Raw genomic sequence first — 17649 nt, forward strand, 5'->3', positions numbered from 1 at the left:
GACGGCGCTCGGAAGGAGCGGCGTCGCTCTGCCCGCCGCGCCGCGGTGCAGACGGCGCACCGGCGGGACGCCGCTCCTCCCTCACCGACCTGCTGCCGAGGCCGCTGGGGAAGCCTGGCAACGGGTACGTGCGGCGACCAGATCCTGCGCTTGGGCAGAACCTCCCCGTTCGTCGTCACGGCGCAGAAGCTACCGGGCCTCGCGATAAGAAATCGATAAGTGCCGTTCAGCCTGGTCGGCGTTCCGTGTCTTCGTCACTCAACTCGGCGAGACGGCGCTCGGTCTCGAAACGCTCCGGCACGCCCATCCGCTTGAAGATCGCCAACGCCCGCTCCCAGTGCCGTCTGGCCTCGGCCGGATCGGCGCGGACGAAGTGTTCGGCGAGCCCGGCCAGGGCCCGCCCCTGCTCGTACGGGTTGGAGACGCGTTCAGCAAGCTGCAGGCCCTGGCGGTGAGCCGCAAGGGCTGCCGGCCCATCCCCGCTCGCCAACAGAGTCGACCCAAGATCATTAAGGGCGATGCACTGCGCGTGCCGCTCGCCCGATTCAACGGCCAACTCGAAGGCAGCCAGGTGGTGTCGTCGGGCGAGGTGGAGCTTGTTGAGCCCTCGGTACGCGACTCCCAGAACGTTACGCGCCTCGGCCTCGCCGTACCGATGACCGGTACGGTGGAACAGCGACAGCGAGGAGTTCAGTAACGCCACACTGCGCCGGTACTGCCCGAGCCGGACGCGCACCGCCGCGAGATGGCTCAGAGCGTTCGCCAGGTGGTAGTAATCCTGATTGAGCCGTGCCTGGAACAGGTGCTGTCGATGGATCTTGAGTGCCTCGTCCCATCGGCCCAGCAATGCCAGCGCGATACCCAGATTCGGCAAGGCCAACGGCACGCGGTTGTCGTAGAGGCGCCCGGCCAGGCTCTGCCGTCCCGTCGCGACAGCCAATTCAAGGTGCCCGCTGAGCAGGTAGACGACGCACAGATTCGAACGGAGTCGGGCCAACTGCCGCCAGTCGCCAGACTCGCGGCACAGCGCTATGGCCTCGTCGAGATGAGTTGACGCAAGACGGTGAGAGCCCGTCTTCACCAGTGCCGATGCGAGATAGTTGTGCATCGAGACGATGGCGGATCGGTGTTGGAGCACCATCGCCGAGGCTAGACCCGCGCGATGGGTGGCAAGAATATCGTCGAAATGTCCCCTTACATGAAGAAAGCGCCAGAGGGACCGGGCGAGCTTCCACACCTGGTCGTGGAGTCGGTGCTCGGCGCCGAGGCCCACCAGCATGCCGAGATTCGGGCGCTCCCGCTCAAGCCAGTCAACCCCGGACACCGTCTCCGGGCCGATCAGATCGGGACGTCGGGGCGGACCGGCACCAATCTCTTTGTGGACGTCGATGGACTGGTGCAGCTTCGAGGCGGCCTGCAAGGTGGCGTGCAGGGCGAAGTCCAGGAGACGCGCCACGGCCGACGTCATGGCTTCGGGCGTCTCGGAAACCAGGCACTGTGCTCGCGAGTACTGCCGCAGGAGGTCGTGAAGTCGATACCGACCTCCCTCGACCTCGTCAACCAGGTGCAGGTCGACCAGATCATCGAGCAACCTGGCGGCGACATCGAGCGGCAGGTCGAGCAGGGCCGCGACCATCTCCACGCTGTGCTCACCGCGATGAAGACTCAACATCCGGAAGGCCCTTTTGGCAGGCACCGGCAAGGGCCCGTACGACGTGGCGAAGGCTCGTGCCAGAGTCCGATCACCGACCTTCAGCTGGTTCAGCGTTGGAGAGTCGGCCGCCAGGAGAGCTGCCAGATCCGCGACCCTGCGCGCCGGTCGAAGGGCAAGACGTGACCCAGCGAGCCGGATCGCCAACGGGAGGTGCCCGCAGCGACGCACGACCTCTGCGGCAGCCGCCGGCTCCTCGGCGATCCGCTCGACGCCGGCAGTCTGCGCGAGCAGTTTCAGCCCCTCGTCGAGAGTCATCAGGGGCAACGACTCCGGTGGGCCGACGTCCAGGTCAGCCAATCGTCGACGAGAGGTCACCAGGACGACCGCGCCCGGCGACGCGGGCAGGAGAGGGCGGATCTGGTCACTGCTCGCCGCGTTGTCGAACACGACTACCGATCTCCGGCTCTCGAGTTCGCGGCGCCACAGCTCCGCCTTGTCGTCGAACTCGACAGGTATCCGTTCCGCCGGAACTCCGAGCTGCCGGAGCAGTGTGACAAGTGCCGCCGACGGCTCGATCCGAGTCGTCTCGCCGTCACCGCACAGGTCGACGAACAAGCTCGCGTCCGGGTATCGCTTCGACAAGCGGCGAGCCAGATGAACGGCCAGAGTGGTCTTTCCGCTGCCCGCCATGCCGTCGATCACGTGCACTGGCGAGACCCGTTCCTCGACCCGGCGGGTCTCTGCCAGCAACCGCGACACCACCTCCTCCCGACCAACGAAGTCGGTCACCGCTCGAGGAAGGTGATCGACAGGCCCACGCCGATGCCATTCATCCGTTGGGACGGGCGCGTCTGCGGCGAGCCAACGCGCTGGGGTCGGACGGGGTGACACGTTGATCGCCGGCTCGCCCGCGGGAGCCTCGGTGACGATCTCCAAGTACAGGCCCTGGATGTCTGGCCCCGGTTCGACGCCCAACTCCTCGGCGAACGTCGTTCGGACCGCGTCGTACACGACAAGAGCCCCGGCGTGATCGCCACGCTTGTACAACGCCCGCATGAGGAGGAGGTGCGCCGGTTCCCGGAGGGGGTGACGAACAATGACCTCCCGCAGCAGCGGTATCACCGAGTCGTTCCGCCCCGACCTCAGCTGGACGTCGGCGAGAAGCTCCACGGTCAGCAGCCGTTCCTCTTCGACGGCGACGGTTCGGGAGGTGAGGACGGGCCCAAGCGGGACGCCGGCGAGCATCGGACCCCGCCACCGGGCCAAGGCGCGCTCCAGCAGCTCACGGGCACGGTCCAGGTGACCGGCCGTCAGCGCTTCCCGACCCGCGTTCCGTTCCAGCTCGAAGCAAAAGACGTCGACCTGTTCCGGGTCCACAACGAGTCGATAGCCGTTGCGTTGGCGTTCGATCGCACCGTGACCGGCAGGGAAAGCCTCGAAAATCCGGCGCAGATTGGCCGCATAGGTCCGCACATTAGCCACAGCTGATCGCGGTGGGCAATCAGCCCATAACTCGTCGACGAGGTCGCCCAATGTCACCAGCCGCCCGGGCTGCACTGCGAGCATCGCGAAGATTGTCTGCTGCTTGGGTGTACCGAGGCGCAGCATGCGGGTAGACAGTTGCACCGCAAGGCCGCCCAGAACCTGAATCTCCACCGGCCCCCTGTTCCAGCCATGCTAGGTACTCAGTCGATCACGCAACGGAGTCTACGACCATTCTCCGGTGACGTGCTGCGCACGGAGCGAGGGAGGATGGCCGTTGGTGACCTGAGGATTACCGTGTGGAGGCCGCTTCACGACTCTCCACACCCGTACCGTGTCGGTCGCAACTTGCATCGACACCGGCCGGGATGCAAATTCCACCCCGCCCCCCTAGCGCCACTCGAACCTGACACCTTTACCCCGCCTCCCGACACCCCGGGCGCGTCTGGCGAATAACGCATCCATTACCTCGTCGGATACCGTCTGCAGTTGCCAACTGTCCCACCAATCCAACACGGTGGGTTCGACCGCACTCCGTTCAGCAGTGATGGACACAACGTCACAAACGCTCTCCAACTTGGCTAATGTTGCGCATACCGACATTTATTTCTTCTAAGCTGCCGATCCTTCTCTTAAGCTGCCTTTCCGAGGAAGACCTCCCCTTTGGGTAGGCCCTCGAATTGGCTCAGCGAGAAGGGGGCAACGCGATGCGCGGCAGCGAGTGGAACTGACCCCTCGACCGGGGACGTGCACGAGCCTCGAACGGTAGGCTGTGCGCACGGCAGAAGCAGGCCTTCGGGAGTCGCATGACCCTTCCTCAGCGACGAGAGATTGAGACCGATCAGCGGCTACGGCTGCTCGTCGGTCTCGTCGTCGTTGTAGCAACCATCATCACGGCCACGTCGCTACCGGGCGCGGCGCGCTCGGCGATGACCGCCCCGCCGACCAACATCGCGATCCTCGTCGCGCTCACCGTCGCGATCGCCCTGGGAACCCTGGTCAAAGCAAGGGTGCGAATCCGGTCCACCACCCACTCGATCAGTTGGACCGAGGCCGCGATCATCGTCGGCCTCGCCATCGCCCCGGCCCACTCGGTGGTCCTCTGCACCGCGGTCGGCATCACCTTTGCCTCGCTGCGGCTGTCGCCGATCAAGATGGCCTTCAGTGTGGGCAAGAACGTTATCGTGGCCTGGGGTGCCGGCATCACGCTGGCAATCACGACCTGGACCTGGCCACCTGAGAGCGCCGTCGCCCTGATCATGCCGGTCGCCGCCTCGTACCTGGTCGCGGCACTGCTGGACGACCTACTGGCCATCCCGGTCATCGCGCTGGCCTCCAACACCAAGATTTCAAGGCAGTTCCGGACCAACCTCGACCTCCGACTCGCCGGCTTCGCCGTACGGTTCGTCGTGGCGGTCTGCACGCTGCTGATCCTCGACGCGAACTTCAAACTCCTGTTGGCCGTTCCGCCCCTGGTTCTCAGCCTGCACCTGGCCTACTCCACGAGGATCCGTTCCAGGACCGAACAGCAGGCGTGGCAACGACTCGCCCGCACCACCGACGCGCTCAACGTCGTCGACCTGGACACCGTTCTCACCACCGCCGTCACCCAGGCCGCCGAGCTGTTCTCCGCCGACGAGGTCGAAATCGAACTGCGTGACGGCGACCGCACCGTCCGCGGCAACACCGGCGGCATCACCTTCGACGGCCCCATCGGCAAGCCCACCGACGTGGACGGCACAATCGTCCCCACCCCGCTCGAAGGGCACGACCGCACTGTCGACGTCGGCGTCCTCCGACTACGCTTCCGCGGCCCGGTGCAACTCTCCGAGCGCGAGCAGTACACCCTGCGCACCTTCGCCTCCGCGCTCTGCACGGCCGTGCGCAACGCCCAGGCGTACGCCGAACTGGCCCGGGTGGCCGACGAGCACGCGTACGCCGCCACCCACGACGCGCTGACCGGGCTGGCCAACCGCCGGCACCTCCTCGACGAGGGCACCAAACAGTTGAGCACCCGACACGCGGACGGGGTGACCGCGCTGGTGCTGATCGACCTCAACCACTTCAAGGAGGTCAACGACACACTCGGCCACGCCGCCGGTGACCAGGTGCTGGTGCAGGTCGCCGACCGACTACGGGACGCGGCGCAGGCGAGTGACCTGGTGGCCCGCCTCGGCGGTGACGAGTTCTCCGTACTCCTGCGTGGGCTGCCGGCCCCGGCGGTGGCCGCGCATCGAGCCGAGACGCTCCTCGCCACCCTGCACGAGCCGTTCGAGCTGGACGGCATGCGGATCAGCGTCGAAGCCAGCGGCGGCATCTCCGTCGCCCCGTCGACCGGTGGCATGACCGAGCTGCTGCGCCGCGCCGACGTGGCCATGTACCAGGCGAAGCGTGCCGGGCAGCGACTCTCCACCTACGCCACCACCCGCGACACCGCCGACCTGGGCCGCCTCACCCTCGGTGGCGACCTGCCCCGTGCGGTCGCCGACCACGAGTTCATCGTCAACTTCCAGCCGATCGTCGACCTGGGCACCGGCGAGGTGACAAGCGCCGAGGCGTTGGCCCGCTGGCGCCACCCCACCCACGGCATGATCGACCCACTGCGTTTCCTGGAGGCGGTGGAGCGCTCCGGCCTGCTGCCGGCCTTCGCCGAGGCGATCCTCGACCAGGCACTGATCGCGGCCACCACCTGGCGTGACGCCGGCTTCGACATACCCGTCGCGGTCAACGTTTCCCCCCGCAGCCTGCTCGACGCGCGGTTCCCCGGCTCGGTGCTGGCCCGTCTGCGCGCCCACGACCTACCGGCGGACCGGCTGGTGCTGGAGCTGACCGAAACGCTCACGCTCAGCCAGCTCGACGTGGTCGACCGCGTGCTCAGCCGGCTGCGCGACGAGGGCGTCCGGCTGGCGTTGGACGACTTCGGCACCGGCTACTCCTCGCTCTCCCTGCTCTCCCGCATCCCCGTGCACGAGCTGAAGATCGACCGAAGCTTCGTCACGACCATGGAGAGTTCAGCGGAGGCCGCCGCGGTCATCCGTTCCACCCTCGACCTGGGTCGCAGCCTCAACCTGGCAGTGGTCGCCGAGGGGGTGGAGAGCGAGCCACAACGGCGGGCCCTCTGGGAGTTGGGCTGCGTCGCCGGCCAGGGCCACCTGTTCGCCCGGCCGGTGCCAGCCGGCACCCTGCTCGCGGCCATGCAACGCGGCTCCGGCGGGCGTCCCGGCGCCCTCGTGACGCCACTGCACAACGCCGGCGCGGTGATCCGGTTGAGCCAGACCCGCCGCCAACCCGGCCGCACCCGCCTCCCGCACCTGCCCGCCTGACCGGGCACCAACCGCCCACCCGACACGGTCCGGTGCAGGTACGGCCCGGTCTGCCAGACTGGCTCGCGTGATCGCCGACGCCCCGACCGCCCGCCGCCGCCCCTGGCACTGGCGCACGCTCGACACCGCCGCCGACGGACTCGCCGTCGACCTCGGCCTCTACGCCGTGTCGACCATCTTCGCCGCGATCACCGCCGTCACGTCGACCCTGTCACCGCACCGGGCCTGGGGCGCGGTCGCCGCCGTCGGGTACCTGGCCGCGACACTTGTGGTGATCACCCAACTCCTGCTGCGTCGGCACCACCCGAGCACACCGCTGACCGGTCTGCGCGCCCGGTGGACGATCACCGGCCTCACCTGGGCGAGCACCGCACTGCTGCCCCTGCTCTGGCAGAGCATCGAGCGGGCCAGCGGGCGCACCGACCGCGCACAGGAAGAGGTGCTGGTCGTGGAGCACGCCGGCACCCGCCTCCTGGAACACGGCACGCCGTACCTCGGACGCGACGCGATAGCCGCCCTACCCCCCGGCGAACAACTGCTGGGATACACCCCGTACCAGCCCGGCATGGCGATGTTCGGCCTGCCCAGAGCACTTGCCGACACCTGGTGGACCGACTCCCGGGTCTGGTTCGCGGTGGGCACCGCACTGGCGCTCGCCCTGGCCGTCGCCGCCCTGCGCAGACCACCGGCTGCCGCCGGCCAGACCGACAGGGGCCACCGACCGGACGCCACGCTGCTGCGCGGCGTGCAGGCCGCCACCGTCCTGCCTGTCTGCGCCCTCACCCTCGCCACCGGCGGCGACGACCTACCCGTACTCGCGCTCTGCCTGCTGGCCCTCGCGCTCGCCGCCACCGACCGACCCGGCCGCGCCGGCCTCGCGGTCGGGCTCGCCGGCGCACTGAAGCTCTTCGCCTGGCCGGTCGCGCTCGTCCTGATCGTCTGGGGCCTGACCCGACGCGCCGGCACCCGGGTCGCCGCCGGCGCGATCGGCCTGCCCGTCGCGGCCCTGCTGCCGGCGATACTCGTCGACCACGACGCGCTGACCGAGAACGTGCTGCGCTTCCCCCTCGGCCACGGCCTGGTCACCAGCCCCGCACAGTCCCCCTTCCCCGGCTACCTGATCGCCAACGCGCTACCCGCCGGCCGGGTCGTCGCCGCCGCGCTGCTTGTCGCCGCCGGCGTGGTCATCGCCGTCCGGCTCGCCCGCCGCCCGCCCCGCACCGCCGTCGCCACGGCGCTGATCTGCGGGTACGGGCTACTCGCCGCCATCGCCCTGATGCCCTCGACGCGCTTCGGCTACCTGCTCTACCCGATGGCCCTGCTCACCTGGGCACCCGCCCTGCACCGCCCGGTCCACCCGCCGGCCACCCCGGTCCCCGAGCTGACCAGTCGGACCGCATCGGCGTAACTGCCGGGCGGAACGGCCCGCCAGGGCGTAGACCTGAAGGCATGACGACGTACCGCGACCGGGCCGACGCGGGCCGGGTGCTCGCCGAGCGGCTCACCGCACTCGTCGGCGACCCGGACGTGGTCGTCCTCGGCCTCGTCCGTGGCGGCGTACCGGTCGCCCGCGTCGTCGCCGAACGACTCGGCGCACCACTGGACGTGCTTGTCGTCCGCAAGCTCGGCATGCCGTGGGCCCGGGAGGTCGCCTTCGGTGCGCTCGGACCAGGCGGTGTCCAGGTGCTCAACGACGCGGTGGCCAGCCGACTCAGCAGCGACGACATCGCCGAGGTCAGCCAACGGGAGCAGGCCGAACTGGCCCGTCGGGAGCGGCTCTACCGAGGAGGTCGCGCCCAGTTGGACCTCACCGGGCGGACCGCCGTGATCATCGACGACGGCCTGGCCACCGGCGCGACCGCCCGCGCCGCCGTGGAGGTCGCCCGCCAACTCGGGGCACACCGGGTCGTGGTCGCCGTCCCGGTCGGCGCACAGGAGGCGTACGAACTGCTCGCCGCCGAGGCCGACCAGGTCATCTGTGCCCAACGCCCACCCGAGTTCGGCGCCGTGAGCGTCTACTACGACGACTTCCACGAGGTCTCCGACGCAGAGGTCAGCGAGGCGCTCACAGCAACTGCTTAGGTGGACCAGGTACCGTCGGGCGATGAATAGTCTCACCTGTCCCAAGTGCCACGGAGAGATGCGCCAGTACGAGCGCAGCAGCGTCGTGATCGACCAGTGCGGGGAGTGCCGCGGCATCTTCCTGGACCGCGGCGAGTTGGAGAAGCTGTTCGAGGCCGAGGCCAACTGGAGCCGCCAACAGCCCGGTGGCGCGCCGCAGCAACCCAGCCATCAGCCGGCCGGCTACCCGCCTCCGCCGCCTCCGCCGCACCAGCCCGGTTACGGTGCCGTCCCGCCGCCGCCCCCGCCCGGCTACCCGCCGGCGCCGGCCTACGGCCACCAGCAGCAACAGCACCACGGCTACCACGGGCACTACCGCCAGAAGAAGCGCAAGGGCTTCCTCGACGAGATGTTCGGCTGAGCCAGGACCGACAACCCGCCCGGGTCGATCACGCGTCGACCCGGGCAGCAGCTCGCCGGTTGGCGGGCGGATGGTCCATGCGAGGCTGAATCGCATGACCACGATCCGAGCGGACGAGGCGCTGGCCCAGGCGTACGACGGGATCACCGCAGTGGTCGGCGACCTGGACGACGCCGGCCTGCAACGAGCCACCCGCTGCCAGGGCTGGCTCGTCGCGGACCTGCTCCTGCACGTGCTCGGCGACGCCCAGCGTGCGCTTGTCGCACTGGCCAGCCCCGCCGACGGGCCGGCCGACGTCGACGACGTCAGCTACTGGCGCGACTTCCCCGCCGACGACGAAGCGAGCACCCGGCACGCCTGGTGGGTGCGCCGATCGGCCGCCGCGTTCGACAGTCCGGGCGGGATCGTCCGGCTCTGGCGGGACACCGCCCCGGCGGCGGTTCGCGCCGCCAGGTCAGCAAACCCCGAGGGGTACGTGACCACGCAGGGGCACGTGCTGCGTGTGCCGGACTTCCTCGCCACCCTCACCACCGAGGCGGTCATCCACCACCTGGACCTGACCCCGGCCCTGCCCGACGCACCGCTGCCCGGCCCACTGGCCGTGGGTGTCGCGGTGGCGACCATGGACGGCCTGCTCAGCGACGACACGGTGCGGCCCACCGCGTGGGACGACCAGGATTTCCTGCTGAAGGCCACCGGGCGCGTCCCGCTGACCGACCGGGACCGGCTGGAACTGGGTGAGTCGGCGGGCTGGTTTCCGCTGCTCGGCTGATCGACGGCGGGTGCCCTGCCGGTCAGCCGATGGCCATGTCGACGAAGCGGGACAGGTGTAGCTGGGCCGCGACGGTCACCGTGTCGGTGGGGCCATTTCGATGCTTGGCAACAATAAAATCCGCCTCCCCGGCCCGAGGGGACTCCTTGTCGTAGTAGTCGTCACGGTGCAGAAGGATGACAACGTCGGCATCCTGCTCAATCGAGTTGTGGGTGGCGATGCCGTTGGCGATGAAGTTGTGCTTCTCGAGCACAGTCGCGTCGAACACCTCCTGCTCACCAATCGACTCGATGGACACGATCGAGTCCCAGAAGATGTCGTTGGTGGCGTGCAGGTCCAGGTCGGCCGCATCAAGAACGGTGGCGATCGCCGCCAGCCGGGAGCGGCTGGGCGCATGCTTCCAGAGGGTGCTGCCGCAGAATTGGGTGCCGATGGCCTCGGCGAACTCACGGTGAGTCATGCCCTGCTCGACCAGGATCTCCTTGACTCTGGTCCACACCTCTCGGGGCACGGTGTCGACGTTGGTGTTGCTCTCCGTCAACTCCAATGCGGCGAGCAGAGCGGAACAGCCCTCCGACCGCTGCCCGTAGACACCGATCTCGCGCAGGAACCTCAACTGGTCATCCCGGCCGGAGATGTCGAGCGTGTACTGAGGGCGGTGTCTCACGACTGGTACGACCCTCAGCCGGGCCGTAATGCCGTACCTCAGGAGCAGTCGAGAAATGTCCTCGAGCATTCGTCGGCTTGTGGACGCGAAATAGACGCGCCCTCCGCGGCCCGCGCTGTTGACGGTCACCGAACCATCAGTGGCCCACAGGTGCCGCAGGAAGGCGGTGATCTGCTCCTTGGGCAGGCTGAAAACGGCCGAAGGAAGGAACTTCTCGTGTGACCTCAGCCCGAAGAGGCCCAGGTCGTCCAGCCAAGCCGCGATCGGGTTACGCCGACCGCGTGCCAGGCGGTAGGGCGCAGGCAGCCGGAGGGTGGTCACCCTCGCGGCCGCATAGTCGTCGCGAACGGCGGTGATCCCGAAATGCTTCGCGGCTTCCGCCACAGCCTGCAGGTTCAGCTCATCGCAGCTTGCGTATCGGATCGGTTGGCGCCGCACGAAGGAGCCGTCGCCCAACAGGTGCGCCAACATGACGACCTCCGCGTCGGCCCATGGGCGGGTGGCCATTGGCGGCGGCAGGTGACGTGGTGTGGCAAGGCGATCCCCGGGTGACAGCTCGCCGAGCGGAACCCACCCGGTGAACGCGAGGAAGGGGTGGTTGGCAGTGGCATCGATCTGCTTGCCCGAGGCGAGGGTCAGTCGGAACACCTCGCGGCTACCGCTCGGGAAGACGTGGGTCATCGTGCGTGGCGTGTACCGAAGGCTCTCGTCCAACGCCCAGACCGGGATGTCTTTAACGTTGTTTGACAACAACTCACCGAGCGTGATCTCGGTATTGTTATCCGCGCGAACCACTCGAGTCTCCGCCGTAAGGCAACCCGACTCCCGCAGATCGGACAACTGGGGTCGTTTGTCGGTGCGCTGCTCGGGGCCACGGTTCAGCTGACTGACCGCGATGACCGGGCACTCGACCTCCTTGGCCAACAGCTTCAGGCCACGGGACAGGTCGGCGACCTCCTGCTGGCGGCTCTCGGTGCGCTTCGGTGAGGTCATCAGCTGGAGATAGTCGACCACGATCATCTTGAGGTCGTGCCGCTGCTTCAACCGTCGGGCCTTCGCCCGGATCTCCATCAGGTTCATGCTCGGCGTGTCGTCGACGAAGAGCGGCGCCTCGCTGATCTCGCCCATACACCGGGCCAACTTGGTCCAGTCGTCGTCGGAGAGCTGACCGCTGCGCAGCACGTGCAGAGGCACCCGCGCCTCGGCGGAGAGCAGCCGCATGACGATCTCGACCTTGCTCATTTCCAGCGAGAAGATCGCGGCAGCCTGGTTGGCGCGAATAGCAGCATTGCGGGCGAAGTCCATGCTCGCCGTGCTGTTGTGCGTCGGAATCATGGCCCGGCCGGCCAGGTACAGGTGTTCGTCGTTGTCGACGGTCACGCACCGCACCGGCACGCTGGCGATCGGCCGGACGTCGACGATGAAACGCGAGGTCGTCCGCACGTCGGAGGTGGTGCGGCGGCGCTCGGCGTGCGCGTCCTGCTTCCGTTTGAGTCGGAAGACGACATCCGGTGTGGAGAAGTTCAACGTGTACGCCGTCGACGACTCGGGGGTGCGACCGCGGACCGGCTTCACGTTGACCGTGCAGCGGTAACCGAGGCTGACGATGAGTTCGCGGACGTCGTCGGCCAACCGCTTCGAGGTCGACGTGTACTGGAGGTTTCCGGTGGGGGCGACGGTGCCATCGGTGTCCATCAGGCCAGCCAGCAATGCCCGACGCTGGGCCTCGGAGGCGCGCAGATAGCTGCCCGGGATGTGCTTGGCCCCTGCCACTCCGACCTGACGCAGCAGCCCGAGGAAGGAACCGTTCCGGTGACGGCAGTCGGCACACTTCCTGGTCGCTGGATTCTCCCGCAACGCCCGCGTGGAAACGCCACAGTCCGCGCAGACGCCGTTGCCGACGGCAGCGGGCTGGGGCGGCAGGATGGTGTAGACCATCGGGCCGCTGGGGCGGACGGCGAAACCGTCCGCCTCGACCAGCGTGATCATCTCCGGATCCGCAGTGGTGAAGCGGCTTGCCCCGGAGTGACCGTCACCGAGCCACGCCCCCAAGGTGTAGGGCGGGATCAGCAGGTCCCGATCCGGAAGGTGGAGGGGAGCGCTGTTTCGTACCGCGTGGTTGAGCCGTTGGTCGGTGCCCGTACGCAGCGTGGCCGCGATCTCGGCGGTGGTGACGACTCCGTCGTGGTCGGCCCGACTGCCAGCGTTGACCTCCCGCTCGGCCCGTTCGAGGAGCGCAGTCAGGAGGGGACCGACCGGATAGCCGGGCGCGGTCCAGTTCCGCGTCCTACCGCTGCGGACGGTGGGACGGCTGATCCGCCCAACCGACCCGACCTCGTGGGCGACGGTGTGCAGGACGTGTCGGAACTCCGGGCCGACCTGCGCGATCGTGTCGAAGAGTGTGCTCGGCTGGTTGTGCGCGGCACCGAGCCTTTCGTGTGCCGCACGCACATTGGCCAGCGACGACTCGGGCCAGTGGCGCCGCTGCCGCGCCGGCCCCTGTCGTCGGCTCGTCGTCTTCCACAGGTGCTCCGCGTCGGCCACGATGACCGTGCCGTCGGAGAACTCGACCTCGTAGCAGGGGCGATCGTGCATGACGTCGAAGGCGTGTGTGACTGTGGTGGGTCTGCCGTCGGCCGCCAGAAGTTGATCGCCGGCCCTGACCTCGCCCATGGTGGTCCAGCCGTCCGGCGTCGGCAGCGGGGTGTCGAGCGCGAGCGCCTTTCCAAGACCAGGCCTTCCAGCCACGATGATCAACTGTCCGGCGTGCAGGCCGTTGAGCAGTCGGTCCAGGTCGCTGAAGCCGGTCGGCACCCCGGTCATCATGCCGCCCTGCGCGCCCACCGCCTCGATCTCGTCGAGTGTCGGCTGCAACATGTCGGCCAGGATCGCGAAGTCCTCGCTGACCCGCCGTTCGGTGACGTCGTAGACGGCCTGCTGGGCGAGGTCCACGACATCGTCGACGTCCCGGGCGCCGCCGCTGGCGGTGCCGTAGCCCAGTTGCACGATCTTGGTGCCGGCCTCGACCAACCGGCGCAGCACCGCGCGTTCGCTGACGATGCGCGCGTAGTAGGCCGCGTTCGCGGCGGTGGGCACGCTGGCGATGAGGGTGTGCAGGTAGGGCGCGCCGCCGATGCGGACCAGGTCGCCGGAGTCGGCGAGCGCCGCCGCGACCGTGATCGAGTCGGCCGGCTCACCCCGGCCGTAGATGTCGAGGATGATGTCGAAGATGGTGGCGTGCACCGGCCGATAGAAGTCGTTGGTCTTGAGGATCTCGACGACGTCGGCGATGGCGTCCTTGGAGAGCAGCATGCCGCCGAGGACGCACTGCTCGGCGGCAACGTCCTGGGGCGGGGTCTTGTCGAACTGGCCGTCTCGTGGCGCGGGTGGTTGACCGCCACCCGACCGTGACTCCGCCCGCATGTCGTCGGTGACCGACACGGGTCCCCCCTCCACTGCGTCGGATCTGTTCCAGCTCTACCGCTGGGGTCTGACAACTCCGTCCGACCGGGCCGGTCGATCGGGGGCCATCGCGCCGGCGGTCGGGGGCCAACCATACGGACCCCGAGGTCAGAGACTCAACAACGCCGGTGGACGAGCCTCGGGACAACCTGTGGATGCCGGTGGACATGGTGTGCGCAGTGTGTGCACAGCCTGTGGATAACCACTGGGGAATTCTTGGCCTTAGCTCTTTGACCTGCGGAAACATGCTCCCCAGCCTGTGGAGGAGAATATTTCGGTCGGGTCTGTGACACGATCGTCCCGTACTATCTCCAGCGAACGGCTACACCTGGACAGCGGATTCCGCTTTCGGTTCAGAAGGGTCACACTCCGGCCGTGAGTTACCGGGACTGGGGACGCGGGGATGGCAGCCCGCGCGAGCGCCAGCCGACCGCCTCGTGGGGTGAGCGCGCGGCGTCTCTTCCGGTTGAGCCGTACGACGAGGACGGCCGTTACCGGACGTCCAGTCGGCGGCGTGCGTTGGACCGCGGCCAGGACGAGCCGGTCGACGCCTACCTGCCCCGATGGGCGCTGGAGTCGGGTGTTCGGCACGCCGACGGTGGCGGTCGCCACGCGGCACCGGACGAGGACGAGCCCGAACGGCCGACTTCCGGTGCCGGCCGGCGGTCCATCGAGTCGTCGGGCAGCCGACGGCGGGGCAGCGAGACGAGTTGGCGGGAGCAGGCGGCGATCGGCGCGGCCCCCGAGTCGGACCACACCCGGGAGTGGACGCTCGACCGTCCGCAGGAGCAGGGGTACGCCGGGCGTCGACGCGCGGATGCCGGGGAGGACGAGCCGGTCTCCGGTGCCGTCCCGGACCGCCGTCCCCGCCGTGCGCCCGCTGGCCGTCCGCAGGTGATCTGGTCGGGCGGGGATCTGGAGCCCGCTCCGAGCGAGCCGGTGCCGGACGTGAGCCGCCCCACCCGGCGCAGCCGGCGTGCGGCGGAGGAGTCGTGGTCCCGGCCGGCGGCCGACCCGTGGGCACGTGGGTCGGAGCGGGTGGCCGAGCCCGAGCCGTCGTACCCGCCCGCGGTGGATCCGTGGGACTCCTCGGGCGTGCACGCGTGGCCGCCCGGTGCCGGTGCTGACGGCACGGATCTGAGCGAGCAGTGGTCGGCGGTGGATGGCGTCGGTGGCTGGGAGCGGTCCGACCGCACCGGCCAGTGGGAGCGGTCCGCGATCGAGGACGACAAGTGGGAGCGTGCGCTGCCGCCGCCCTCCGACCGGGCTGCCGCGACGGAGGATTGGCCGACGCGGGACGACGGGTTCTGGTCCGGCACCCGGCTGGCGGGCGACGATCCCAGATGGACGGATCCGCTGCCGTCGGCGCCCCGCTCGCCGGTGGTGGGCTACACGGCTCCTCGGCCGCGCAGTGCGCCGGTGCCCCCTCGGGCAGCGCCACGGCGTCGGGCGGACCGGGCGGCGGTCGGGGCGGCGTCGGTGCGGCGTCGGGTCGAGTCGGCGGCCACGGGTGCCTGGGCTCGCCGCCTGGAGGACGATCTGCTCGACCCGGATCCGGGTGGGCCCTTCCGGCCGTTGCTGTACACGGCTGCCTGTTATCTGACGCCGGCGGTTCTGATCTTCGTGTGGCTGTTGACGTTGGACAGTCAGGCGCCGGCTGGTTGTGTGACCGACATCAGCGGGGGTGGGTGCGACTCGCCGCGGTCCCGCGCGTTGGAGTCGCTGCTGGCCGGCTCACCGCGCTTCGGGTTGGCGTTGGTGAGCAGTCTGGTGGTGGCGGCGCTGCTGCGCCGGGTGGGCACGACGTGGCGTTCGGCCACCATCGCGCTCGCCGCCGCGGTGGTGGGCGGCGGCCTCTCCACGGTGCTGATCAGCGCGGTGACCGGTCAACCGATCGGGTGACCGACCGGCCGGTCGAGGCTGTGCCGGGTGGGTTCGCCGGCGAGCGCGGGAGCCGAGTGCCCGGGCTGTCTCGCCGCTGCTGCGCGGGGTGATCGTCAGCGGCACCGGTGGCGAGGCATTGGTCAGGATCCGATGACGTACGCACGAGGGCCCGCACCGACTGCTCGATGCGGGCCCTCGTGGTGGTGTTGCGGACGTCAGCCCTGAAGGACGTTCAGGTTGAACGACGCGGTCACCTCGGGGTGAAGCTTGATCTTCACCGGGTAGCTGCCGGTCGACTTGATGTGACCGGGCACCTCCAGCCGGCGCCGGTCGAGGACCGGGCCGCTGGCCGCCTTGACGGCGTCGACGATCTCGGCCGGAGTGACCGAGCCGAAGAGCCGTCCGCCGTCGCCGGCGCGGACCTTCAGGTTGACCTTGAGACCCTCGAGCTGAGCCTTGACCTCGTTGGCGTGGTCGAGGTCGCGGATCTCGCGAGCCCCACGGGCCCGCTTGATGACCGTGACCTGCTTTTCCGCGCCCTTGGTCCAGGCGATCGCGAAGCCCTGCGGCAGCAGGTAGTTACGGCCGTAGCCGTCCTTGACCTCGACGACGTCGCCCGGGGCACCGAGGCCGGACACTTCCTGAGTCAGGATGATCTTCATATCGGTGCCTCCTCTCAGCGGGTGGTGGCCGTGTACGGCAGGAGCGCCATCTCACGGGCGTTCTTGACTGCACGGGCGATCTGCCGCTGCTGCTGCGAGGTCACGCCGGTCACCCGACGAGCGCGGATCTTGCCGCGATCGGAGATGAACTTGCGCAGCAGCGCGGTGTCCTTGTAATCGATGTAGGCGATCCCGTCCTTGTCGAGCGGGTTCACCTTCTTCTTGGGCTTGCGCAGTGCCGCAGCCTTGGCCGTTGCACGTGCTCCTGGTTTGCGATCGCGAGCGCTAGGCGCCATTAGAACGGTGGCTCCTCATCAAAATTGGCGCCCGAACCGGCACGCGCGGGAGAGGGAGAGGGCGCAGCCGAGGCCCAGGGGTCGTCGAAGTTGCCTCCGCCGCCACCCTGACCGCCGCCACCGCCGCCACCGAAGCCGCCGCCACCGCCGCCGGAGCGGGACATCTTCTGCACCTTCGCCGTGGCGTAGCGCAGCGACGGGCCGATCTCGTCGACCTCAAGCTCGATGACGGTGCGCTTCTCACCCTCGCGGGTCTCGTACGACCGCTGACGCAGCCGGCCCGACACGATCACCCGGGCGCCACGCTGCAGCGACTCGGCGACGTGCTCGGCGGCCTGCCGCCACACGGTGCATGCGAGGAACAGCGGCTCGCCGTCCTTCCATTCGTTCGACGCCTTGTCCATGAAGCGGGGCGTCGAAGCGACTCGGAACTTGGCGACCGCAGCCCCGGAGGGGGTGAACCGCAACTCGGGGTCATCGGTCAGATTGCCGATGACCGTGATGGTGGTGTCTCCTGCCATGACCATCTCCTCGCGCACTCAGCGTCTCGTCGTACAGGCTCGCAGAGCCGTACGACAGAGTCACGGAGGCTGATCCGGACGAACCGGGGTTGGATGCTCTAGCGCATTTCCGGTCGGATGACCTTGGTGCGCAGCACGGACTCGTTGAGGCGCAACTGACGGTCCAGCTCGGCCACCGCAGCAGGCGTGGCCTGCAGGTCGATGACGGCGTAGATGCCTTCGGCCTTCTTGTTGATCTCGTACGCGAGGCGCCGGCGGCCCCACACGTCGGTCTTCTCAACCGAGCCACCCGCGGTCCGAATCACGTTCAGGTACGTGTCGAGCGACGGTGCGACGGTGCGCTCCTCGAGGCTGGAGTCGAGGATGACCATGAGTTCGTAGTGACGCAAGACGTGCTCACCTCCTGTGGGCTAAGCGGCCACGGTCCTTCCGTGGCAGGAGGTC

General features: G+C 68.9%; 12 protein-coding genes. 6 read left to right on the forward strand and 6 right to left on the reverse strand.

Annotated elements, in window-relative coordinates:
* Positions 1–226 precede the first annotated feature (226 nt).
* The gene (locus tag ACGFIQ_RS09940) at positions 227–3310 is read right to left on the reverse strand and encodes a BTAD domain-containing putative transcriptional regulator (RefSeq protein ID WP_393241983.1); all 3084 of its coding nucleotides are present in this window, start codon (positions 3308–3310) and stop codon (positions 227–229) included.
* Positions 3311–3942: 632 nt separating this feature from the next.
* Here ACGFIQ_RS09940 and ACGFIQ_RS09945 point away from each other — a divergent pair.
* The 5 genes from ACGFIQ_RS09945 (at position 3943) to ACGFIQ_RS09965 (ending at position 9713) form a co-directional block, all read left to right on the forward strand.
* A complete protein-coding gene (locus ACGFIQ_RS09945) occupies positions 3943–6459 on the forward strand; it encodes a putative bifunctional diguanylate cyclase/phosphodiesterase (protein WP_393241986.1) in 2517 nt (838 codons plus the stop codon).
* A gap of 67 nt (positions 6460–6526) precedes the next feature.
* On the forward strand, positions 6527–7867 hold the full coding sequence (locus ACGFIQ_RS09950; protein ID WP_393241989.1) for a glycosyltransferase family 87 protein: 1341 nt from the start codon (positions 6527–6529) through the stop codon (positions 7865–7867).
* A gap of 41 nt (positions 7868–7908) precedes the next feature.
* Positions 7909–8541 carry a phosphoribosyltransferase gene (locus tag ACGFIQ_RS09955; protein WP_393241992.1) on the forward strand — a complete coding sequence of 211 codons (633 nt, stop codon included), beginning with the start codon at positions 7909–7911 and terminating at the stop codon, positions 8539–8541.
* 22 nt (positions 8542–8563) lie between these two features.
* Positions 8564–8941 (forward strand): zf-TFIIB domain-containing protein, encoded by a 378-nt coding sequence (locus ACGFIQ_RS09960; RefSeq protein WP_393241994.1) that lies wholly within the window; start codon positions 8564–8566, stop codon positions 8939–8941.
* A gap of 94 nt (positions 8942–9035) precedes the next feature.
* Complete coding sequence (locus ACGFIQ_RS09965; RefSeq protein WP_393241996.1) at positions 9036–9713, forward strand: maleylpyruvate isomerase N-terminal domain-containing protein; 678 nt, start codon at positions 9036–9038, stop codon at positions 9711–9713.
* A 22-nt stretch (positions 9714–9735) separates the two neighbouring features.
* Here ACGFIQ_RS09965 and ACGFIQ_RS09970 read toward each other — a convergent pair whose 3' ends face one another.
* Positions 9736–13803, reverse strand: a complete 4068-nt coding sequence (locus ACGFIQ_RS09970) for a replicative DNA helicase (protein ID WP_393242200.1) — start codon at positions 13801–13803, stop codon at positions 9736–9738.
* A gap of 414 nt (positions 13804–14217) precedes the next feature.
* On the opposite strand from ACGFIQ_RS09970, the gene ACGFIQ_RS09975 reads away from it, so the two are divergent.
* Positions 14218–15744, forward strand: coding sequence for a hypothetical protein (locus ACGFIQ_RS09975; RefSeq protein WP_393241999.1), 1527 nt, complete (start codon positions 14218–14220; stop codon positions 15742–15744).
* A 197-nt stretch (positions 15745–15941) separates the two neighbouring features.
* On the opposite strand, the gene rplI is transcribed toward ACGFIQ_RS09975, so the two are convergent.
* The 4 genes from rplI to rpsF form a co-directional block, all read right to left on the reverse strand.
* Complete coding sequence (gene rplI, locus ACGFIQ_RS09980) at positions 15942–16388, reverse strand: 50S ribosomal protein L9 (protein WP_355028584.1); 447 nt, start codon at positions 16386–16388, stop codon at positions 15942–15944.
* 14 nt (positions 16389–16402) lie between these two features.
* Complete coding sequence (gene rpsR, locus ACGFIQ_RS09985; protein WP_051723758.1) at positions 16403–16684, reverse strand: 30S ribosomal protein S18; 282 nt, start codon at positions 16682–16684, stop codon at positions 16403–16405.
* Positions 16684–17223: a single-stranded DNA-binding protein gene (locus tag ACGFIQ_RS09990; RefSeq protein ID WP_030487687.1), complete on the reverse strand. Its 540-nt coding sequence runs from the start codon at positions 17221–17223 to the stop codon at positions 16684–16686. Before ACGFIQ_RS09990 ends, rpsR begins: the two co-directional genes overlap by 1 nt.
* 80 nt (positions 17224–17303) lie before the next feature.
* Complete coding sequence (gene rpsF, locus ACGFIQ_RS09995; RefSeq protein ID WP_036391391.1) at positions 17304–17594, reverse strand: 30S ribosomal protein S6; 291 nt, start codon at positions 17592–17594, stop codon at positions 17304–17306.
* Positions 17595–17649 lie beyond the last annotated feature (55 nt).

It is taken from the genome of Micromonospora sp. NPDC048898 (assembly GCF_043198035.1).
GTDB lineage: Bacteria > Actinomycetota > Actinomycetes > Mycobacteriales > Micromonosporaceae > Micromonospora.